This window comes from Methanoregula sp., assembly GCF_049510175.1.
In the GTDB taxonomy this organism is placed as follows: Archaea; Halobacteriota; Methanomicrobia; order Methanomicrobiales; family Methanospirillaceae; genus Methanoregula.
On sequence record NZ_JBEKZF010000005.1, the window covers coordinates 82,566 to 104,746 of the forward strand.

Below are 22,181 nucleotides of genomic sequence, written 5' to 3' on the forward strand. Positions count from 1 at the left end.
CGTCTGGTTATGTTCGTTCAAAAAAGATTGTTTATTACTATTACCAGAGACCTTTCCCTCACTCTACTTTCGCCCAGACATACGCAAACCGCTGGAACGCGGTGATATGGCCGAACATGCCGAAGAGGACGAGCATCCAGCCAAAGAGCGAGAGGCTCCAGAAACTCAACGGGACGAGCAGGTCGACGATCCCAACGACCAGGATCATGACCAGCCGGTCCGCACGCCCGAGCAGCCCGCCGTAGTACCTCCCGACACCGACAGCCTGCGCCTGCGTCCCGAGATACGAAGACATCAGGACACCGGTCAGGGCAAAGACACCGATCTGCCACGGGACCATCCCCCCGGCAAAGATGCCGGTGATGATGAAGATATCCGCATACCGGTCCACCGCATGGTCAAGGAAATCCCCGCGCTTGCTCTGGGCCTTCATTTCGCGGGCAACGGCCCCGTCCATCGCGTCACAGAATGCATTCAGTGCCACAGCGATGATCCCCCAGAGTTCCATCCGGAGGAAGAACAGTATGCCGGCAGCTGCCGATGCGAGGAGGGCGGCAATAGTGAAGAAGTTCGGGGTAAGCCGGCAGCGGATCGCGATGACAACCAGCGGGTCGAAGTACACTTTTACATGGGAGCGGTACTGGTCAAGCGTCATGGTCCGATCTCCAGGTAGGATGACCAATCGATATGGCCAAAGTCCGCCAGTATCTCTCCCCTGACGAACTGCTCGATCCGGTCGGCACAGTACGGGGCATCGCGCCGGGTGGTGTCGAGCTCGAAGATGTGGGACGGGTCATGCCCTTCCACGGTCTCGATGAGGCAGGAATCGAGCGCCTCCGCCTCCGCATTTTCCCGGATCTTTGCCTCCCGGTACTTGCGCTGCGCAAGCCGGGCCTTCAGCTCGTCGGGACGGCAGCGGAGGACGACCACCCGGTCGCAGGGCAGCAGGTGGGCGAAGTGCCCCTCGACAAACCCGTCCACCGGGACGAACTCCGCTGCCCACCGGTCTACGTCGATGATCTGCGCATCCCGCTTCTCGTCATCACCCACCACGTACGGCCCGACCGTATCGGTGAGGTGGACGACCCGGTGCCCCCGCCGTGCCAGTTCCTCGCCGATCATCGACTTGCCGGTCCCGGGTGTCCCGGTGATGCCGCACATCATAGGGAATTGATCACCCTGATGAACTGCCCGTTCTCCCAGTCCTCCCCGATACTGACGCGGATGTAATGGTCCGGAAGCCCGGCGAAACTGCGGCAGGAGCGGACGACAACTCCCTGCCGGGCAAGCTCCTCCACCATCTCGTCACTCTTGTGGGGGGCGACATCCACCATCACGAAGTTCGCATCGGACGGGAGGACCGGGTATTTCACCTCCTCCGCGAGCTGCTTCCTCCAGCGTTTCACCTGGGCGACATAGCGTTCTGCATGGCCCTTATCCGTGAGCGCTGCCGCGGCTGCCGCGGCGGAGACAGAGTTCACCGTGAAGGGCGTGCCGGCACGCTGGTACCACGGCGGCAGCCAGCGGGGCGTGAAAGCATACCCGATCCGCAGGCCGGCAAGGGAGTGTACCTTGGAGAAGGTTCTCCCGAGGATCAGGTTCTCATGCTTCTTCATCAGCGGGAGATAATCGATTCCCGAGAACTCCACGTAGGCATTGTCAAGGAAGAGTACTCCTTCAATGCCTTCGAGAATCTCCCGGACGATCTCCGGGTCCGTTGCATTACCCGTGGGGTTGTTGGGGGAGCAGAGGAGGGTGATCTTCGCATCTTTGCCTTCGCGGATGAGTTTTTTCACATCAACGGAGAAATCCGCTTCCCGTGGGACCATGACGACTTCGGCTCCCTGCCCCATCGCCGCGAGGGCATAGAATGAGAACGTCGGGGTCGCAACCGTCACCTTCTCCCCGGGATCGACAAGCGTACGGATCAGGGTCTCGATGACCCCATCCATACCGACACCGGTCACGAAGTGGTAGTCCCCGTAGGTGGCCCGGAGGGCGGTCATGAGGGCATTGACCCGTTCGTCGGGATACCGGTTCACGGTTTTTAAGGCCGCTTCCGCCGCTTCCAGGGCTGCCGGAGAGAGCGGTTCCGGGTTCTCGTTGCTCGCGAGCCGGGCGATGCGGGTCATGCCGTACTCGCGGGCGATATCCTCCGCTTTTTTGGCAAAGACGTAGCCGCTCTTCTTCTTATAGCAGGATCTAACCAATCGTTCCATTGATGACCTCGACCACGCGGTCGATTTCAGCATCGGAGATCACAAGCGGGGGAACAAGACGCAGGTTCCCGTCCGCTGCACAGTTGACGAGCACACCCTGTTCTGCGCACTTCTTCTGGACCTCCGGGCATTTGTCGCCGATGGTCATCCCGATCATGAGCCCCCGGACACGGGGGTTGTATTTCGCAAGCCCATTCCTGAACCGCTCGCCCTTGGCTGCCACACCGGGCAGTACCTTCTCGATCACACCGATCGTGGCCATGGCAGTAGCACAGGCAAGCGGCCCGCCGGCAAAGGTGCTGCCGTGCTCACCCTTCTTGAACTCGAGCCCTTCACGGGCAGAGAGAGCACCCATGGGAAAGCCGCTCGCGATCCCCTTTGCCAGGGTGACGATATCCGGCTGCACCTTCGTGTGCTGGATAGCAAGCCACTTACCCGTGCGGCCCATGCCGGACTGCACCTCGTCCACGATCATGAGCGCTCCGGTGTTATCGCAGATCTCGCGGATGCCCTCAAAGAAACTGTCGGGCGGGATAATGACGCCGGCCTCGCCTTGGATGGGCTCGACAATGACACCGGCGGTATCGCTGTCAACCGCCTTCTTCAGACCTTCCAGGTCGCCATAGTCAACAAAGGTAACAGGCATCCCCAGCGGCTCGAACGGCTCGCGGATCCCGGGCTTGTGGGTCACCCCGAGCGACCCGATGGTACGCCCGTGAAACCCGTGGACAAATGCCACAAACTTCTTCTTGCCGGTCCGGACGCGGGCGAGCTTGAGCGCCCCGTCAGTCGATTCCGCTCCCGAGTTGGAGAAGAATGCCTTGTGCATCCCGGTGATCTCGACAACTTTCTTGGCAAGATCGCCCTGGTGCGGGATATAGTAGAGGTTCGAACAGTGGATGAGCTGGTGCACCTGGTCGCAGATCGCCTTGACCACGGTCGGGTGGCAGTGGCCGGTGCTGCAGACCGCAATCCCTGCCACGCAGTCGATATACTCCTTCCCATCCGCGTCCCATACCTTCGAGCCCTCGCCTTTCACAATGGCGATCTCACGGGAGAACGCGGGCATGTAAAAGCGCTCGTCGAGCGCTTTCATCTGACTTGTTGTTTCCATGGTTACCACAGTTCAATGTTCTTTTATTTTTCACCGGTCATTCGTATTCGATCGTTGCCGGGGGTTTTGCCGTAACATCGTAGACCACCCGTGCCACACTGGGGATGTCCGCCGTGATGCGCGACCCGATCTTTGTCAGGTGCGCAAACGGGATATCGATCGGATCGGCCGTCATGCCGTCACGGGAGTTGACCGCCCTGACCGCCACGATCCAACCGTGGATCCGGTTGTCGCCCTTGACACCGGTCCCGAGGCCGAGGAGGGCGGCAAAGCACTGCCAGGGACGGTACTTTTCCACCAGTTCGTCCTCGACGATCCAGTTCGCCTCGCGGATGACGGCGACCTTCTCCCTCGTCACCTCGCCAAGCACTCTCACCGCAAGCCCGGGACCCGGGAACGGCATCCGGTGCTGGATCTCCTTAGGCAGGCCAAGGGAACCTGCAATCTCCCGGACCTCATCCTTGTAGAGGTCGCGGATCGGCTCGATAACCTTCGTGAACTCCATGTGGAGCGGCATGCCGCCAACATTGTGGTGGCTCTTGATCCCGCCCTCGCTCTCGATCCTGTCGGGGTAGATCGTGCCCTGCAGCAGGCATCTGGCCCCCTGCTTCTTTGCCTCCCGCTCAAAGACCCGGATGAACCGCTCGCCGATCGCCTTGCGTTTGGCTTCAGGATCCGTTATCCCCTTGAGAGCATCGAGGAACTCGTCACCGGCATCGACAATCTGGAGCCGGATGTTACCGAAGATGGTCCGGATACGGTCGGTCTCGCCTTTCCGCATCAGGCCGGTATCGATGTAGATCGGTATCAGGTTGTCCCCGATGGCACGGGCGGCAAGGGCGGCACAGACCGAGCTGTCCACGCCTCCCGACAATGCCATGACCACCTTGTCGCTGCCGGCAGTGGTTTTGATCTCAGCAATGGACTTATTAATGAACTTCTCTGCATTGACCATGGTCTCTTCCCTACGTTGTCCGTTTGTTTGCCCTGCACGCCTCGACAAATCCCACGTACGGCGGCGAAGGCCGGGTGGGCCGTGACTTGAACTCCGGGTGGAACTGGGTGGCAAAGAAGAACGGGTGTCCGGGTAGTTCAAGGCACTCCATCCGGTTCCTGTTCGTCGCCGAGAAGACCATCCCGGCCTTCTCCAGCATCTTGATGTACTCCGGGTTCACTTCGTACCGGTGACGGTGCCGCTCGATCACCTGTTTCTCGCCATACAGCCGGTGACAGAGGGTTCCTTCCCGGATATCAGCGGTATAGTTGCCAAGCCGCATTGTCCCGCCCAGCTCGTGGAGCCCTTCCTGTTCCGGAAGGAGGGCAATCACGTGCGTGCCCTCGCCAAACTCCTCGCTCGTTGCATCGGGAATGCCTGCCTTGTTCCGGGCGTATTCGACCGTCGCCAGCTGGAACCCGAGGCAGAGCCCGAGGAAGGGGACATTGTTCTCCCGGGCAAATTTGATCGCCTCGATCTTCCCCTCAATACCCCGTTTGCCGAACCCGCCGGGGATCAGGATGCCGTCGTAATCCTTCAGTGTGCACCGCTCGTACCGTTCTGCATCCAGCCACGCGATCTTCACTTCGGTAGAGAGCGCCCGTCCCGCGTGCTTGAGCGATTCCTTGATACTGATATACACGTCCTCGATGCCGTACTTGCTCACGATCGCAACCGTGATCCGGTTCGTGTACTCCTTGTTTACGATCCGGTACCAGGATGTGTCCGCCTCTTTCCGGTCAAGCCCGAGATGGGTGGAGAGTACGTCGGCGATACCCTCCTTCTCCATCTCCATCGGGACGGCATAGGTATCTGGTGCGGTAGCCGCGGAGATAACGGCACTCTGGGGGAGATCACAGAACGCCGAGATCTTGCGCTTGGTGCCGGCCCCGATCGGGTTCTCGCTCCTGCCAACGATGATATCGGCATGGAGGCCCAGTTCCCGCAGGGCTTTCACCGAGTGCTGGGTGGGCTTGGTCTTCATGTCGCCCATCGTGTCCTCCGGGATCAGGGTCACGTGGATCAGGATGAAGTCGTGCGGCGGAAACTCACCCCGCATCTGCCGGATTGCCTCGAGAAACGGCATGCTCTCAATGTCGCCTACGGTCCCGCCGACCTCGACAAGGCAGATATCCGCCTTTGTCCCGTCCGGGAACTCCTCTTCGGCTGCCTGGCGGATGCAGGTCTTGATCTGGTCGGTGATATGGGGGATGATCTGGACGGTCTCCCCGAGGAAATCGCCCCGGCGCTCCTTGTCGATGACCGTGCGGTACACCTTGCCGGTCGTGATGTTGTGGGAGGCCGTGAGCTCGATTTCGAGGAACCGTTCATAGTTACCCAGATCAAGGTCCACCTCGCTCCCATCCTTGAGCACGAAGACCTCCCCGTGCTGTGCCGGGTTCATCGTCCCTGCATCGATGTTCAGGTAGGGGTCGATCTTGACTGCTGTCACCCGGTAGCCACGGTTCTTCAGGATCCTTCCCACGGATGCTGCAGTGATGCCCTTGCCCAGACCGCTCATCACACCGCCGGTAACAATGATGTACTTCACAAGAGATCTCCCCGATTGCTGTATATTTTGCCCCAATCCGTATTAGTGTTATCTTACCGTTGTGCACGTTCAAAACCGGGAGCGTGTGCGCTGCCTTGGCATGCACGCAGTTTCCGGTACGATTCTCATGAGGGTGAAAAATGGATGGAGATAAGATTAATCTGCACCAACACGAAAATATCCGGACATGAAATTCCGGTATATTGTGACGCTCTGCGCACTCTGTGCACTCTGTCTCTGCATCATCCAGCCGGCCCTTGCCGCCACCGGGCATGACAATGCAACAGATTATTATAACCTTGGGGAGATCTCCATCAGCGCTGGCCAGTATGACAAAGCAGTAGAATACTTCGATTCGGCGCTTGCCGAGAACACGACCCTACTTGGATTAAGTGATGCACTGATGTACCTTTACAAGGACAAGGCTGGCGCACTCACCGATCTTGGCAGGTATGATGAGGCCCTTAAGACGGTTGATGCGGGCCTGATCCAGTTCAAAAACAATTCGGGTTTATGGAATAACAAGGGATACGTTTTCTACAAGATGGGACGATACAGTGATGCCATTGACGCGTACGACCATGCGGTCACTATCGATCCTTCCTACGTGAAAGGCTGGATCAATAAAGGCAATGCCCTCGTCGGTGCCGGGAGATATCAGGATGCCGCAGATGCCTTCAACAAGGCCCTCACCCTCGACCCGGGCAATAAGGATGCAACGGACGGACTTGCCCAGGCACAAAAAGGAGGGGCATCATCCTTCTCTTCCACTACAATCGCCCTGATCCTCATCGCGATCATTGTTGCCGGTGGTGCCGTTTGGTATGTCAAGTTCCGTAGGCCTGAAACGAAAGAGCAGTCGGAAAAGAAATCCAGGGAAAACAAGAAATAATTTTGTTACTCTGTAGAAATCCTATTTCATTTTATAATTTGATAATATTCTGTCAGTTATGAGTGTGCCCCCCTCTCTCAAACCGAAGAACCGCGGTTCTTCTCAAGCCTCCGCTTCCCTTTGGGAACGGAGGCCCCCCAGAGGGGGAGGCAACGCAAGGGGAGCATCCCGTTGACCTCCTAGTTTTTATTCCTTCCAATTTTTCAGAGATTCCTTTACCAACCTTATGAGAGACTATTGCAATATGGGGATGCCCGATCGGGGGGAGGCAATCGTCGCATCAGCGAGGATTGACGGGAGAAGAATCCGTAAGGATTCTTCGACTGCGGAATACCGAAGTCGAAGAGCCTGATGGCTCTCCTCCTGTCTCATCTCTGATGAGATTCGACACTCCCAAGAGCGTCTACAATGAAAGCCGATGATTTCTAAAGAGCGAATTATTTTAATCTTTTTTATTTTGCCTGCGTTACCGCAAATGCGGCAGATGTCCGCGAGAGCAGGGCCTTCTCACCGTTCTGTGTCCAGACTTCTCCTTCGCAGAACGCCACCCTCCTCCCTTTCCTGATTACGCGCCCTTCGGCATAGACGACACCGTCGCGGACTCCCTTGATAAAACTGGTAGACTCGGCTATGGTGGCGATACCCTCGCTATCGGAGAGCTGCGAATAGACCGCAAGCGCCATTGCCTCGTCTGCAAGTGCGACCAGCATCCCCCCCTGGAGCCAGCCCACCCCATTATGCATGTCTGGCCGCACCTGCATTTTCAGGACGGCCCTGCCGGCCTCATCAATCATGACTTCAATTCCCATCAGGCAAAAAAAAGGGTTGGCCAGTTTCCCGTCTTTTTTTATCTTGTCAAGATAGTTCATTATCCTCCCATGAGATTTTGATCGGAGGGGGATTAAGATTGCCCTTCCCCACTCTTAATATGCCGGAACGTTTGACCTGTTCTGCATGCAGGACAAGGATACCAACGAGATGCTCGCAGACTTAATCTGGTTGAACGCCGTGATCGCTACCGAACTTATCCAGATCACCGAGAACAGTTCAGCGATCCTCAGGAAATCCTCTCCGCCGGCCAGCTGCCTTGCGGAACACCACGCCCTGCGCGAGACCGCACTCGCCATGGCTGAAAAATACCGGCCCGGAACCATGCTTGCCCAGCACCTCGGCCAACACCAGTAATGTTATTGGGAAACTCCGCCAATAATTACTCAGATAAACCCATTCCGGCAAACGTACGGCAGGGCACCGGCACCTGACGGGTAACAATACAGATGCTCATGCAAACGAAATAAAAACAGGTTGTTCCACACACTATGACGACTGCCCCCGGGATTCCCTACAGTCTGGTGATCCCTGCCTACAACGAGGAGTTCCGGATCGCGCCGCTCCTTGAAGGTATCAGCCGGTTCGAAGGGGAACTCATTGTCATCTGTGACGGCACTGACAGGACTGCGGATGTCGTCAAGAGCCTTGCAGACCGGCGGGGAGATCTCCGGATCCGCTGTCTCCGGTTCGATTACCGTCTCGGGAAAGGCGGGGGGGTCATTGCCGGCCTTGCCGCCGCACGGGCACCGCTCGTCGGGTATTTCGATGCTGACGGCTCAACCAGTATCAGTGAGATGCTCCGCCTCTTTTCCGCAGTCACATCTGTTGACGGTGCGATCGGCTCGCGCTGGGTCCCCGGCTCGCGACTCACGGTCAGGCAGGGAGTGCTGCGCCGGATGGAGAGCCGAGGGTTCAACCTGCTCATCAGGCTCCTGTTCGGGCTCCCGTACCATGATACGCAGTGCGGGGCAAAGGTCTTCAGAAAAGCCGCCATCGATGCCGTGATACCGGCCATGGTCTCGCGGGGTTTTGAATTCGATGTCGAACTGCTCTGGAGGCTCCGTTCGGCCGGGTTTACGATCACCGAAGTCCCGATCGAATGGCAGAACAAGGGCGATTCAAGGGTTGAGAAGCGTGACATGGTCCGGATGCTTGCCGGCCTCATCAGCGTCAGGTTCCACCGGGGCCGGCCATGATCCTCTCATCACCGGAAGAACAGAAGAAGGAGGCGTTCCGGCTCTTCGAGGACGGGAGGTACCAGGAATCGCTCCAGGTCTGCAACCGGCTGCTGGAGTCCGGAAAGGACGCTGGCCTCGAAGTCCTTGCGGCCACCAATTTCTACTATACCGGCCGGCACGAAGATGCGGAGGTCTTCTTCCGCGATCTTGCCGTACGAATGCCGGACTCCTCCTACGTCCACAGCTACCTCGCAAAGGTGCTCGAGGCAAGGGGCGATGAAGGGGCGATTGCGGAATATGCCGCTGCCGTCCACCTGGACCCGACCAACCAGGATGCCGTGAGGAGCTATGCCGAGTACCTCCTCTCCCGGAAGGATTACCGCGGGGCCCTGCCGGTGCTCCAGCGCCTCGTCCTGCTCGCAAAAAAGCCCGGCGACATAAAGACCCTGATGCGGGCACTCATCGAGATCGGCGAGGCAGAAGAGGCCCTTGCCACCCATGCCCGGCACATGGGAGAGACTGTACCGTCGCAGGAATATGTTGACGCTCTCATGAAGACGAAGAATTACCGGGCCGCTGCGGATGCCGCACAGCTGATCTGGCGCGAGACCCAAGACCCCGCCGTCCTCCGCACCTACCTTGACGCACTCTCCCGGTACGATCTGCAGGGTGCACTCGAAGCCTACGCTACCCACATAAAGAACCGGCCGGACTGCTCAATCCTGTTCGATTATATACTCCTCCTGAAATCCAGCGGCGACCTGAAACAGGCACAGGATCATGCCGGAGAACTCCTTGCCCTGTGCCCCCACGATCCCCTCTACCGTCTCGTGGAATGTGATCTTCTTGCAGCAGCGGGCGATGCAAAGAAGGCCCTTGCGCGGTATGAGGCACTGGTGCGGGACGAACTTGCCACCAAGAATGACATGGACGTACTGGGTCTTGTCATCGGGAAGTACCGCGAGTATCTCAACAACAACCTTCCCCCACATGATGCGGCACGCCGGTTCCTGGAACTCGTCTCCCGGGACATGAACGTCGTCAGCCTGCTCGAGACCGCACGGTTCTACGAAGACTGCGGCAACCCCGCCGAAGCACGGTCCTGGTATTACCGTGCGTACCGGGCTGATTTCCTTGCCGGTGGACCCGACTATGCACGCTTCCTTGCAGAGAACGGGGACGAGCGCGAGTGCGAGAAAGTGATGCTATATATCCTATCCAATGTCAGGAAAGGGACCGATCTTACAAAAATTGCATCCATCATCGTCCAGGAAAGAGGCAGGATGCGCTCCATGAAGCGTCTGACCGGCCAGCTGATAAAAAAACTGGAAGAGCGGAGGACATCCCTCAGTTCCGAAGGCCTGGAACTGCTTGCCATTGCTTTTTTCATTTCCGCGTCCAATGCTCTGGAAGAGGCCGACTACACGGACTGCAAGTATCTCTGCCTCTGCGGGATGGACGTGATGCCCGCCCACACGCAGGCTATCCGTCTTGAGGATTACCTTGCCCTCGTCCGGAACTGCAAGGAGCGCTCCCTTGCCGATCGCCCGGTCATGCATGACCGGCCATTACAGAAGCGCACCGATGCTGCACCTGCCGCACAGGAGATCAGCGACCAGCTCGGGCTCACCGAGCAGGAGCAGAAGATCGTCACGTTTCTCCGGTCGCACCGGAAGGCGAGCGAGATGGAGCTGCGCAAGATCCTTGGGACACGGCGGGTGGTCGGGATCGTCAACAGGCTGGTAGAGAAGGCTGCTGCACAGGGGGTGTCTCTGATCGAGAAGAAAGGCGTGGGCGAGGATGGTGAAGTCTATGAATACACCGGATCCTGAACGGATGGTAAAAAGCCGGCTTGAGAGCATCAATATCATCAACGCACTCAGGCGAGGGACTGTACCGGCCGGAGGGCTCGAGCGGATCGCGGTCGGGCTTGACGTGGAAGAGAGCGTGATCGCAAAGCAGCTGGATTACGTACTGCAGGGTGGCGGCGATCTCAAATTCATACGGGGTGAGTACGGGAGCGGCAAGACCTTCCTCGTTGCCCGGTCCCTGGAGATAGCACGGAACAAGGGGTTTGTCACGTCGCACGTGATCATCTCGCCCGGAACCCCCCTGCACAAACTGAAGGGTATCTACCAGCAGATTTGTGCAAACCTGCGGGTGAACGAGGAAGAGCACGCGATGAAAACGATCGTGGACAACTGGCTCTTCGGTATAGAGGAGCGATTATTGTCCGTCAGCGGTGCCGGGACGGAGGATGCCGCGCTCGAGGCTGCCACCGAGCGGGAGATCGAGGCGGCACTCTCCGGCATCTCGGAGATGAACTCCGCCCTCGCGGCAACCCTGCGAACCTATTACCGGGCGAACAATGCCGGCGACTTTGCGCTTGCCCAGGCAGCCCTCGGGTGGATCTCCGCCGAACCCAACATCGGCAGGAACCTCAAGCAGAAAGCAGGGATCCGCGGTGACATCGATGACTCCATTGCCTTTGCCTTCCTCCGGGGCCTGGTCTCGATCATTCACGGGGCCGGGTACAGCGGCCTCGCGATCGCGGTCGACGAGATGGAGGCCACCCAGGGGCTCCAGCGGAACCAGCGGGAGAAGGGGTACCAGACGCTCGTCCGGATCGTCGATGCGCTGGACCGGGGCGAGATGCCCCGCTGTTATTTCCTCTTCACGGGAACACCGGCGCTCTTTGAGGGGTCCCGCGGGATCCGCTCCCTGCCCCCGCTCTATGACCGGATCAGCGTGGTGCAGAGCGATACGTTCAAAAATCCCCGCCAGCCGCAGATCATCCTCTCGAAATTCGATACCGCCAAGCTCGAACTGGTGGCCCTCAAGGTTGTGGATGTCTATGCACAGGCCTATACCGAACCGGACCGGGAGCGGATCTCGCACCGGTTCATCCGTGCGATGATCAGGAAGATCACCACGCGGTTCGGCGGCAGGGTGGATATCATCCCCCGTATCTTCTTAAAAGAGTTCGTCGACATTCTCGACAAGTGCGAGCTCTACGAAGACTACAACCCCCACGATGCCTATGATTTCGATGCGGAGCATCTCAAAGGGGAACTCAAAAAAGAGGAGGAGGCCGTGATGGTCGTCACGTTCTGACCACCCGGCGGGGATATGACATTATTATACGCGTGGAAAGCAAACCCTTCTGGTATGAGACGGGCGTTCCTGCTGGTTCTTCTTGCAGCCCTGCTGATCATGGCAGTACCGGTATCCGGCGCCGTTACCATCACGATCAATGCCTCACCGTCTGTTGCGCCTATCGGTGACACAATCACCCTCAGCGGAACCGTCAACGGGACACCGACCATTGCTGTCTTCCTCTTTGTCACCGGCCCGGACCTTGATCCCCGCGGCGTTGCGCTTGATAACCTCAACATCCCCGCAGGCAGGGGACTGTTCACCACAGCACCGGTCCATCTGGAAAACGGCAGCTGGACCTATATGTGGGATACCTCCATCATCCTTGGCACGCTCAAGCCTGGCAAATATACCGTCTATGTCGTGGATACGCCGGTTGATCGCCAGCGGTTTATCAAGGAGGAGTATGCGACCACGGAGATTGAATTTCTGCCTTCGGACAAACCTGTCACTGAAACGCCGCTTGATCCGCTCCTGCCGGTCCTTGCGCTGGTATACGCCGGGTTCCTCCTTGGTGTGGCGGGGCTGAAACGGGAGTGATTTTTTCATCAGACCCTGATTGATTTTTTTCATCGCGATCATAACCCGGATGAGAAAAACGGATCCGGACTCGATCTTACAAAGAGATATAGATTTCAGATTTGTGTACACCTGTTTAACTTTTTGCAGGCAAACCCTGCTTGAAAAAATTTGAGCAGTCCCTGCTTGAAAATTTTTAACCGCGATCACGATCACGTTTGAAAATTTTTAACCGCAACAATGATCGTGATTGAAAAAATCCGATCGCGATAAATCCGAAAGTCTGGTAATTGTTCACGCCGTACAGACCTTTATTTCCCATGGAGATTTTTCACGCTGCAGATCGCGATCACGATCGCGTTTGAAAATTTTTAATCGCAATAATGATCGCGTTTGAAAAAAAATGATCGCCCCCTGCGATCGCGATCGTAAAAAGTTAAACAGTTGTACCTTTACGGCCCGGAGCAATGCCCTACGCAAAAAACGGACTCGAAAGTTTCACCTCTTTCGGGCTTTGCTCTATACACTTACCCTGATCTGGAATTCCCCTATACGGGTGTCCAGCAGATCGGAAGTATTGTCGAAAGAGGACTATCCCCAACGCCTCCTCCCCCGCTCCGGGTGCAGGGCTGGCGTAAGGGGGCTTTGTATAAATGTTACCGATATCCGGAAAATATTAAAAAAAAAGATTACAGTTCCCTTCTCACTTTCACGGACTGTGCATGGGCATACAGGCCCTCGGCTTCTGCGATAGTCTCAACGATATCGCCGATGGTCTCGAGGCCATCGCGGTCGAGGATCTCGACGCTTGCGGTCTTGCAGAAGTGCGCCACGTCGAGGCCGGAGTACATCTTCGAATATCCCGCGGTCGGCAGGACGTGGTTGGTGCCGACTGCATAATCCCCGCATGCCACCGCGGAGTATTTGCCAACGAATATCGCACCGGCGTTTTTCACTCTGGTGACGACCGAAAGCGGATCGGCGACCTGGATGGAGAGGTGCTCGGGGGCGACGATGTCCGATGCCGCGATCGCCTCGTCCATGTCGGCCACAACCGTATACCCGGAGTTCTTCAGGGCCTCGACGATAATCTCCTTCCGGGGCGCCACCGCGACCATCTTCTCGATCTCCTTCCCGACCTTTGCCGGGAGAGTGGGATCTGTGGTGATCAGGATGCAGGCGGCGTTCGGGTCGTGCTCTGCCTGGGCAATAATATCCGCGGCAACGACTTGGGGGTGCGCCGTGCTGTCGGCGATGATCCCGATCTCGCTCGGGCCTGCCGGAAAGTCGATCTCCACCTGCTCGCGGAGCATCATCTTCGCGAGGGTGACGTAAATGTTTCCCGGCCCGACGATCTTCTGGACCGGGCGGATGCTCTCCGTCCCGAGCGCCATCGCGGCAATCGCCTGGGCGCCACCGGCCTGGTAAATCTCGGTGACCCCGGCTATGTCGAGGGCGACGAGGGTCAGGGGCTTGATCGGCGGAGGGGAGCAGGCGCAGATCTCTTTCACCCCTGCAACCCGGGCGGGTACCGCACACATAAGGGCGGATGAGGGGTAAGCGGCACGACCGCCAGGGACGTAGATCCCGACGCGGTTGAGGGCAGTGGTCTTGACGCCGAGCATGATGCCGGGTTCCATCTCTTCCAGCCAGAGATCGCGGGGCCGCTGGCGCTCGTGGAAGCGCTCGATGCGGGCTTCGGCCTCGACCAGGCTTTCCACGACACGGGCATCGACCTGGTCATACGCTGCTTCCCGCTCTTCGTCGGAGACCGCGATATCTCCGAGTTCCACGTATTTCTTCGCGAGGTCCCGGAGCGCTGCATCGCCCTCGTCCCGCACCATCCCGATGATCCCGGTGACGGTCCCCCGAGCATCCTCGAGGCTGGTCTTCCGCGCCCCGAGCCACGCCTCGATCCCGACTGCCTTCCACATAGTGCGAATATTTTCGGCTGGAAAGGTTGTTAAGGTTTCTATCTTCGAAGAATTGAGCGAAGTAAAATTCGAGAACGAGAAAAACGCATCAGCGTTCTTCGAATTCCGAAAGGCTCTGACAAAGCTGTCGTTGATCGAAGAGCCTATGGCTCTTCTCCCCCTTCGGGATCGGAGGGGTTATCAAACTCTGATGAAACGAAGGAAGGCGTTAGTCGACCTTCGACAGTCGAAGATGCTTCGCATCTTCTCCTCCTCCAGGTCTGATGACCTGTCGGATTCTGACGAGCCTTTCAGGCCATAAGGGCTATTGCCATTCACAGCGCACATGAGAGCAGGGATTGTAGGATCATGGGAAGCATTTACCTCAACAACAATGAATCCATCATCTTGTCAACGCACAATGTGGTCATCAACACCATACCGGCCGAGGCAATTCTTACCAACCAGCGCCTTATACTCGTTGACAGCCGTCATACCCAGTTGCGGCCACAGGATATACCATTTACCGCACTGGAGACTGTGACGATCGGTGACTCGTCCGCGATGGACCCGGTCCTCTCCCTCTCGTTACTCATGAAAGACGGAACCCGGCATACGCTGGGCATCATCTTTCCCCGGGCCCCGAAGACAAAACGCATGGGCGAGCGCGACGAGTGGGCGGTAAAACTCAAGGAGGCCAGTGTCATTGCACAGCAGGAGCACGGGGTGCAACCGGCCGAACTCGACCCTCCCTGGATCCCCGGGGACATTCCGGAAGAAGCGGGTGAACTGGGAAAAGGGCCGGAATCACCGGATGATAAATTCCGCAACCCCCCGCTTGCACCACGGAAACCCCGTGCCGGTTCACCTTCGGGCAACCGAACCGCCATTGCAGCAGGCCTTGTCATCATCCTCATCATTGCCGGCGCGATCGGTGTATATTTCTTTGCCCCGTCGTTTACCGGGAAATCCGGCACTCCTATAACACCGGTTGCCACACCTGGGGTGACAACGACCACCGCGCAGGTCCCGGAAACCACCGCACAGCCAACCACAGCAATAACGCAACGAACGCATACCACACCCGGAATAACAGCAGTGGAGACAACCGCCCCCCAGTCCCTCATCCCTCAGACGGCTCAGACAGGCGTCTGGGTGCAGATCGATTACGCGGGCAATTTCACCGCCTCATTCGGTACAGCAGGCCGTATGCGGGATGTCACGGGATCCGGGAGACAGTTTTACCAGGTCCCGGCCAAGGATGAGATCGTGGAGGCTACCGTCAAGAAACTTGACGAGTCCGGTGATGTGCTTACCGTCTCGCTCTATAACAACGGCCAGCCTGCCAAAAGCAGTACGACTTCGCAACCCCACGGGACGATCGATATTCATGTCGATTTACGCACTGCATCAGCAGCAGTAGCCAATCAGACTACCACCGGTTGAGAATTTCCTCCTGATTTAGTGGCACCGGCAGACCGTGCAGTCTTCGGGCATATCCCGGGGCCTGCCCTCCCATTCCTTTTTTCCGGAACAGATGACCATCGCCCAGTCCCCGATCTCGTTGCTGTCGGCCACCCGGTGCGTGACGACAATGCAGGGGATCTGCATCTCCTTCACAATCTTCCGGGTCAGCTCCTTTACCGCGAGCGTGCTCTCGACATCAAGGGACGAAAAGGGCTCGTCCAGCATCAGGAGCGCCGGCCGGATCGCGATCGCCCGCGCAAGGGCCGTCCGCTGCTTCTGGCCACCGGACAGGTTGCCCGCTTTGACGGTCGCAAGGTCTCCAAGATGCATCAGTTCCATCATCTGCACAACACGCTTAACAATCTCCGGGCGGGGCAGTTTCCGGGCCCGGAGACCGTATGCGATATTATCGCGGACAGATAAGTGGGGGAATACAGCAGCGTTCTGGAAGACGTAGCCGATCCAGCGGTCTTCGATTGCCATGTGAGTTCCCCGAGCCGACTCACAGAGCGTGGTGCCGTTGAGCCGGATGCACCCCGCATCCGGCTCCATCAACCCGGCAATGATGTTGAGGGTGGTCGATTTCCCCGACCCGTTGTTGCCCATGAGCGCGAGGATCTCACCGTCACGGACCTGGAATGAAAGATCCATGGTGAAGTCACGCAGCTTTTTGGTGAATTCTGCCTCAAGCATGCAGCACCTCTTTCCGGAGGATAAACCTCACCGTGATCATGATGACAAAGGATATGATCACGAGCAGGATGGAGATCGTCAGGCCGACATTGAAATTGCTCTCCATCCCCACGTAGACGGCAAGGGGCATCGTCTGGGTCACCCCGGGCAGGTTGCCGGCGAACATGATGGTCGCCCCGAATTCCCCGAGGGCACGACCGAATGTCATGACCGCGCCGGAGACCAGCCCGCCCGCGGTGAGGGGGAGGGTGACGGTCATGAACGTCCGCAACGGGGAAGCCCCGAGTGTCCGCGCAGTATACTCGTAACTCTGGTCGAACTGTTCGAACAAGGATTTTGCCTGCCGCAGGTAGAAAGGAGAGGCGACAAAGATCTGGGCCATGATGACGGCAAGGGTCGTGAAGGCGATGGAGATCCCGAGCATGTTGAAATACCGCCCGAGAAGGCCGACCCTGCCATAGAGTACGAGCAGGGCAAAGCCGGCTACTGCGGGGGGCAGGACCAGGGGGAGATCGATGAGTGTATCAACAATTACCTTTCCCGGGTAGGTTGAACGGGCGTGCACGTAGGCAAACGGGGTGCCGACAAGGATCACCACCGCAAGCGAGATCACTGACGTAGTCAGGCTCAGCCGGAGCGCACTGATCACGATCGGGTCCGAGAGCGAGGACCAGAACAATTCAGGAGTTGTACGGAAGAAGAGAGCCGCAATCGGCAACGCGAGGTAGAGGGTTACGACAAGGATCAGCAGACCTGCAAGACTGTACTTGAGGGTGCGCCGGTATTTTTCTGGTAGACTACCTGCGGGTCTCATAAGGAAAGCCCGTGCCGGGCCGGTTGCTCAATGATACATGCATGACTGCCATTGATAAAAACAAAAAGGATTAGGTGGAGATGGGCCTGAAGCCGTAGTCCTTGAGGTCCTGCTGGCCAACGGTGGAGAGCATGAAGGTCTCGAAATCGGCAGCTGCCCCCTTGCTCGTGGACCCTTTCAGAAGACCGATGGTATAGGTCTGGAGATAGTTGTCGCTCTTGGGGATCCTGATCGCCTGGTATTTGCTGCTGCCAGCAGTGTACGTAGATTCGTAGACGAAACCAGCATCAACTTCGCCGAGCTGGACTTTGCTTGCTACTCCCGGCTCAGACGTCTCGTACGTCACCACGTTGTTGTACACGGAGTTGTTCCAGTCCTGGCTGTAGGTGGACTTGGCGAGGTTGGCAAGGACTGCAACGGTTGCAGTACCGGCGGGGACGCTCTTGTCCTCCATTGCAATCTTGACACCCGGCTTTGCAAGATCGTTAAGGGACTTGATGTTGGCCGGATTGTTCGCGGGCAGGATCACAATCACGTAGTTGGAGGTGAGGGGCTTGACCGTCCCGTCAACAAAATACCCGCCCTTGGTGAGTTCGGTAGTATAGGAGTTGCTGGCCGAGATGAAGACATCGGCATAGGCACCGTTCTGTACCTGTGTCCTGAGGGCCTGCGTGCCGTCGAGGTTGAAGACAACGCTGTGGCCGGGATACATCTTCGCGAAGTCCGCCGCCAGCTTCGGCGAGACGCCCGAGAGGGAGGCTGCCGTGAATGCTACGACATTCCCTTCTGAATACGTATAAACCGGCTTGGGGGTGCTTGTCGCCATCACCGGGGCAGGGGTTGTCAGTGGTGCAACCGTAGTTTCAACAGCAGCGGGTGCCGAAGTATTGGTGACCGGTGCAGCGGTGGTTTCTGCGGCAGCAGTTGGAGCTGGAGTGGTGGACTGTGAAGTGCTGGATGTGCACCCGGCAATGAATGCCGAGACAAGCAGCAGCCCGCAGACAATACTGACAAGGATAAGCGTGTGTGCTTTTGATGTCTGTTGCATGGTAATCGTTCCTCTACACTGGAATGTATGATCGCTATCAGGTAAAACTATTTTCATTTATTTTTTAATAATGTTAACCAGATTTTACGGGAAAATGCCATTCGGAAGGCATGGTTTAATGGAGATCATTTACAATTACATATGCCCTGCATGCAAGGACCTCTGTATGAATCACAATTTCCACCACTGAACTGCCGGTACGTGACAGGTATGGTATTCCGTCGTTGTACATTAATTATAATTAACAATATTAGAAAGTTAAATAAAAAATATTATAAACATGCAGTTCTAATCCTTCTTGTGTCCCTTTGGAGACACGCGCCAACCGGACGCATGCACACACAAGCATATACACACACTCGAATCATGAGCCGGCATCGATCGCGGGTTCGCAGGTAAAAAAAAAGTCCGTGATCGAATCGCAGTAACCTCCTTTGCGGGGACTCCGCGGCTCATACCTTTTACTCATTCATGGTCAGGAAATATCCCCGGTTGGGTGGGAACCAACCGGGGGAACATTGCCATCTCTTTTTTGGAGCTTATGCTTTACACATATCTCATAGCACACCAATATTCCCAGGGTACCTTTTTCCGAATTATGTTTTGGCACCATTGCTACAAGAGACGGTAAGCATGAATCGTTCCATGAATATCCGGACTTTACCTAAAAAGCATATCTGCCCGGACAACAAAAATGAGATGATACTGAGGAACCATGAGCGACCCTTACCTGAACCGTGGTGAAACAATCATCCTGACCACACACCGGGTGAGCGTCGGCTCCATGCTTTTCGATGTAATGCTGACAAATGAGCGTCTCATACTCATGGACAGCAGGTATACCCGGTTCGAGCCCCGGATGATCTTCCTTCATGACGTTATTTCAGTAAAAGGAGGAAAAGTTCCTACCGGGGAACCGGCGATTATCCTCACGCTTGAAGAGCCCAGCGATTTGAGCGGGTCGCAGCAGGTCAACCTCATCTTCACCCAGCAGTCCGGCGAGCAGAGAACGCATGACCGTGAACTCTGGATAAAAAAGATCATAGAACTGGTCATATCTGCACGGGAAAAGGCTGTGCAGAAAACCATCATTCCTGCCCGGAAGAAGACCGGGATGCAGCCATCGGTCAGACGCTGGGTTGCTCCCGAACCGCTCCGCCCTCATTCACCGGCAACAGAGCCCGCTCCCCCGCTCCCGGACGTGGTGGTGACTCCCGAGGGTCCGGATTCACCGGAATTCTCCCTCGAAAAAATGCCTCCCGTAGAACGGGAAATACCTGAGGAAGTAAGCACCGGTGTGCCACGGGCTCCGGAAATCCTGCCGGCAACAGGTGATACTACTGGTGCAGGGAATGAAGAAACGGAAAGCCCTGAACCTGTTACCCGTCTGGAACTGCAACCGGAAGAGCCCATCCCGGCCTATGAAATGCCAGAAGCAGATGAGAAGACTGCACCGGATGAAATTCCTGGTGCCGGACCATCCATATCCCCGGAGTACACACCCGTTGAATCTCTCCCTGCGGCCATTCCTGCAACACCGGCATTACCGGAACCGGCAGAGGATCCCGTGCCATCGGTCCCGTTCGCCAGCACGGTACTGGCGGCAATGCAATCCCTGCAGGCAGATGCAGAATTACAAAAACAACCGGAGGTGGACAGATCAGCCTTGCCGGATACCCTTGAACCAGCTCATAGTGCGGCGGCTGAAATCGCAGGGCACGATGCCCCATCCGCCAAAAACCAGGAGATCGCAGAAGATCGGGATATACCGGAAAACCCCCCCGTACCCGATCCCGGTCTGCACAAGGAGCCCATCGCCATTCCGGATCTCCCGTTACCGGAGCAGGTAAGAGAATTACCGGGCACATATACTCCCGATATCCCCGTAACCGGGATCACCACCGGGCCACAGGAAAAAGATCTGCCGGTCCGGTCTCCCGATTTGCAAAAAAGCGTGCAGTCTTCCCGATCGGGAAGACCGGTCATCATCGCCGGGGCCCTGGTTCTTGTCGCCCTCCTCGTGATATGCGGGGGCATATTGTTCATCTTACACTACCCGCCGAGTCATGCCGGCGATAACGAGGTGGTGATAATCACGCCCGTAATCACGGTTATCCAGACCACGGCTCCTGCTTCTGTGACCGTTCCGCAAACAGGTGTGCGTGTGAATGTGATCTATCCCGGTACGTTCACCGGCACGGTCGGGAACCCGGGTTTCCTTCATCAGGTATCCGGTACCGGCAACCGCACGTTTTCCATCCTGATGACCGATAGTATCATCCAAGCAACGATCCAGAAGCAGGAAAATTCCGGTGAGGCGCTGACGGTCGAGATCTACAACAACAGCACGCTGCTTTCCCGTAATACGGTCACGGCGCCCATGGGCGAGATCAGTATGCTCATCAACACGAAAACCGCAAGGCCCCCGGGCATGACGACTCCTCCTGCCAGTAACAGGACCCTGCTCGGAAACGGCACACTGATCTATTACTGATGCGATACCGGGGAGAAGGGTACGGACGGCTCCCGGGCCGGGACTCTTCCTGAGTATATCGATCGAGCTGATCAGAGGATTTTATACTCCCGATGACCGGGACCGTCAGGTGTCCTGTGTCACAACCCCATCCTTATTAACCCAAATCTTCTTTAGTACTGATAGATGTTGCACGAGTTTGGCATTCACATGAAAGGCGGTGTCATCACCGAACGGGATCCCGATCTCACTACCGTCCGGATTCGGGCACCGGCCGGGATGCTCACTATCGAGCAGTTGCGGGGCATCGCGAAGATCGCAAAGAAATACGGGACCGGCGTGATCCACTGCACGATACGGCAGACCATCGAGATCCCCCATGTCAATCCCACGCGCCTCAAGAGACTTGCACAGCAACTCGAGAAGAACGGCACACCGGTCGGCTCCGAGAAAGACGAGATCGTCAACATCATCTCCTGTCCCGGGACCGAGCGCTGCAAATATGCAAATATCGATACCATCAGTCTCGCCAGAAAGATCGATGAGAAACTCTTCGGGAAGGAGATGCCGGTCAAGATGCGCATCGCCCTCTCGGGGTGCCCGAATGCCTGCACGAGCCCGATGCTCAACGAGATCGGCATCATCGGGAGGATCCGCCCGGTCCGCACCCCCGGTCTCTGCACCGGCTGCGGCTCCTGCGTCTACTACTGCAAGGAGAGGGCCATAAAGATCCGGAACGGGATCTCAGAACTGAACGAAGAAAAATGTGTCCAGTGCGGCATGTGTGTCAAGTCCTGCTCGTTCAACCTGCTCAAGTCGGCACACTCCCATTTCCTCATCACGGTCGGCGGGCGGAGGGGACGGCACCCGAAGATCGGACGCGAACTGATGACCGTGGAGACCGAAGAGCAGGTCCTCTTTGCGATCGATAAGATCATTGACTGGGTATACCGCCGGGCCTGGAGCGGGAGGCTGCTTTCCGAACAGCTGGACGAGCTCCATTTCGAGAAGTTCCAGGAGGAGATCATGAAGCAGGTGCCGGAAGCGGGTGCGGTGGGACCGGTCAAGAGTTGATGACGCGGAATATTTCTCAAGTCTTTTTTCATCTATTGTTTATGTATTCCAGCAGGTCACAGCGATTTGCTCAGTAGTAAAGAGAAGAATATTCGATTCTCGATGATTATTGTTAAGCTCGCAATAAGCGATGCTCTTACACGCAAAACGTCTGCCTTTGTTTTCCGCTGTCCCGTACGTTGTCCGGACCCTCCTTAAAAACGAGTGATTGACAGGACAGACAAATAATGTGTGATCACATCCG

Annotated in this window: 20 protein-coding genes; 9 read left to right on the forward strand and 11 right to left on the reverse strand. The window is 57.0% G+C overall.

What is annotated here, in order from left to right; all coding sequences use genetic code 11:
• Nucleotides 1-58: 58 nt before the first annotated feature.
• Genes ABSG49_RS08315 through pyrG form a run of 6 tightly spaced genes read right to left on the reverse strand, consistent with a single transcriptional unit; the run spans nucleotide 59 to nucleotide 5,879 of the window.
• Nucleotides 59-655, reverse strand: a complete 597-nt coding sequence (locus ABSG49_RS08315) for a CDP-alcohol phosphatidyltransferase family protein (protein ID WP_424025660.1) — start codon at nucleotides 653-655, stop codon at nucleotides 59-61.
• Nucleotides 652-1,164: an adenylate kinase family protein gene (locus ABSG49_RS08320; protein ID WP_424025661.1), complete on the reverse strand. Its 513-nt coding sequence runs from the start codon at nucleotides 1,162-1,164 to the stop codon at nucleotides 652-654. Before ABSG49_RS08320 ends, ABSG49_RS08315 begins: the two co-directional genes overlap by 4 nt.
• Nucleotides 1,161-2,219 carry a histidinol-phosphate transaminase gene (gene hisC / locus ABSG49_RS08325; protein ID WP_424025662.1) on the reverse strand — a complete coding sequence of 353 codons (1,059 nt, stop codon included), beginning with the start codon at nucleotides 2,217-2,219 and terminating at the stop codon, nucleotides 1,161-1,163. Before hisC ends, ABSG49_RS08320 begins: the two co-directional genes overlap by 4 nt.
• Nucleotides 2,203-3,333 (reverse strand): aspartate aminotransferase family protein, encoded by a 1,131-nt coding sequence (locus ABSG49_RS08330; RefSeq protein WP_424025663.1) that lies wholly within the window; start codon nucleotides 3,331-3,333, stop codon nucleotides 2,203-2,205. Before ABSG49_RS08330 ends, hisC begins: the two co-directional genes overlap by 17 nt.
• Nucleotides 3,334-3,370: 37 nt before the next feature.
• Entirely contained in the window at nucleotides 3,371-4,288 is a 918-nt protein-coding gene (gene guaA, locus ABSG49_RS08335) for a glutamine-hydrolyzing GMP synthase (protein ID WP_424025664.1), read from the reverse strand.
• Nucleotides 4,289-4,298: 10 nt separating this feature from the next.
• Nucleotides 4,299-5,879 (reverse strand): CTP synthase, encoded by a 1,581-nt coding sequence (gene pyrG, locus ABSG49_RS08340; protein WP_424025665.1) that lies wholly within the window; start codon nucleotides 5,877-5,879, stop codon nucleotides 4,299-4,301.
• A 187-nt stretch (nucleotides 5,880-6,066) separates the two neighbouring features.
• Between pyrG and ABSG49_RS08345 the strand changes: the two genes are divergently transcribed.
• Entirely contained in the window at nucleotides 6,067-6,771 is a 705-nt protein-coding gene (locus ABSG49_RS08345; RefSeq protein ID WP_424025666.1) for a tetratricopeptide repeat protein, read from the forward strand.
• A 452-nt stretch (nucleotides 6,772-7,223) separates the two neighbouring features.
• Here ABSG49_RS08345 and ABSG49_RS08350 read toward each other — a convergent pair whose 3' ends face one another.
• Complete coding sequence (locus ABSG49_RS08350; RefSeq protein WP_424025667.1) at nucleotides 7,224-7,640, reverse strand: PaaI family thioesterase; 417 nt, start codon at nucleotides 7,638-7,640, stop codon at nucleotides 7,224-7,226.
• A gap of 85 nt (nucleotides 7,641-7,725) precedes the next feature.
• Here ABSG49_RS08350 and ABSG49_RS08355 point away from each other — a divergent pair, with 85 nt between their 5' ends.
• From ABSG49_RS08355 to ABSG49_RS08375, 5 genes are all read left to right on the forward strand, one after another.
• The gene (locus ABSG49_RS08355; protein WP_424025668.1) at nucleotides 7,726-7,956 is read left to right on the forward strand and encodes a hypothetical protein; all 231 of its coding nucleotides are present in this window, start codon (nucleotides 7,726-7,728) and stop codon (nucleotides 7,954-7,956) included.
• Nucleotides 7,957-8,090: 134 nt separating this feature from the next.
• Complete coding sequence (locus tag ABSG49_RS08360) at nucleotides 8,091-8,798, forward strand: dolichyl-phosphate beta-glucosyltransferase (protein WP_424025669.1); 708 nt, start codon at nucleotides 8,091-8,093, stop codon at nucleotides 8,796-8,798.
• A complete protein-coding gene (locus tag ABSG49_RS08365; RefSeq protein WP_424025670.1) occupies nucleotides 8,795-10,612 on the forward strand; it encodes a tetratricopeptide repeat protein in 1,818 nt (605 codons plus the stop codon). Before ABSG49_RS08360 ends, ABSG49_RS08365 begins: the two co-directional genes overlap by 4 nt.
• Entirely contained in the window at nucleotides 10,593-11,894 is a 1,302-nt protein-coding gene (gene brxD / locus ABSG49_RS08370; RefSeq protein WP_424025671.1) for a BREX system ATP-binding protein BrxD, read from the forward strand. The genes ABSG49_RS08365 and brxD overlap by 20 nt, the downstream gene beginning before the upstream one ends.
• A 54-nt stretch (nucleotides 11,895-11,948) precedes the next feature.
• Entirely contained in the window at nucleotides 11,949-12,476 is a 528-nt protein-coding gene (locus ABSG49_RS08375; protein ID WP_424025672.1) for a hypothetical protein, read from the forward strand.
• Between the two features lie 668 nt (nucleotides 12,477-13,144).
• Here ABSG49_RS08375 and hisD read toward each other — a convergent pair.
• Nucleotides 13,145-14,389, reverse strand: coding sequence for a histidinol dehydrogenase (hisD, locus tag ABSG49_RS08380; RefSeq protein WP_424025673.1), 1,245 nt, complete (start codon nucleotides 14,387-14,389; stop codon nucleotides 13,145-13,147).
• 348 nt (nucleotides 14,390-14,737) lie between these two features.
• On the opposite strand from hisD, the gene ABSG49_RS08385 reads away from it, so the two are divergent.
• The gene (locus tag ABSG49_RS08385) at nucleotides 14,738-15,814 is read left to right on the forward strand and encodes a hypothetical protein (protein ID WP_424025674.1); all 1,077 of its coding nucleotides are present in this window, start codon (nucleotides 14,738-14,740) and stop codon (nucleotides 15,812-15,814) included.
• A 15-nt stretch (nucleotides 15,815-15,829) separates the two neighbouring features.
• Here the strand turns inward: ABSG49_RS08385 and ABSG49_RS08390 are convergent, their stop codons facing one another.
• The 3 genes from ABSG49_RS08390 to modA all read right to left on the reverse strand — a co-directional run bounded on the left by ABSG49_RS08390 (nucleotide 15,830) and on the right by modA (nucleotide 18,390).
• A complete protein-coding gene (locus ABSG49_RS08390; RefSeq protein WP_424025675.1) occupies nucleotides 15,830-16,528 on the reverse strand; it encodes an ABC transporter ATP-binding protein in 699 nt (232 codons plus the stop codon).
• Nucleotides 16,521-17,342, reverse strand: a complete 822-nt coding sequence (locus ABSG49_RS08395) for an ABC transporter permease (RefSeq protein WP_424025676.1) — start codon at nucleotides 17,340-17,342, stop codon at nucleotides 16,521-16,523. Before ABSG49_RS08395 ends, ABSG49_RS08390 begins: the two co-directional genes overlap by 8 nt.
• Nucleotides 17,343-17,412: 70 nt before the next feature.
• Complete coding sequence (gene modA / locus ABSG49_RS08400) at nucleotides 17,413-18,390, reverse strand: molybdate ABC transporter substrate-binding protein (protein ID WP_424025677.1); 978 nt, start codon at nucleotides 18,388-18,390, stop codon at nucleotides 17,413-17,415.
• 715 nt (nucleotides 18,391-19,105) lie between these two features.
• On the opposite strand from modA, the gene ABSG49_RS08405 reads away from it, so the two are divergent.
• Nucleotides 19,106-20,884 carry a hypothetical protein gene (locus ABSG49_RS08405; RefSeq protein WP_424025678.1) on the forward strand — a complete coding sequence of 593 codons (1,779 nt, stop codon included), beginning with the start codon at nucleotides 19,106-19,108 and terminating at the stop codon, nucleotides 20,882-20,884.
• Nucleotides 20,885-21,049: 165 nt separating this feature from the next.
• Nucleotides 21,050-21,937: a ferredoxin-like domain-containing protein gene (locus ABSG49_RS08410; RefSeq protein ID WP_424025679.1), complete on the forward strand. Its 888-nt coding sequence runs from the start codon at nucleotides 21,050-21,052 to the stop codon at nucleotides 21,935-21,937.
• Nucleotides 21,938-22,181 lie beyond the last annotated feature (244 nt).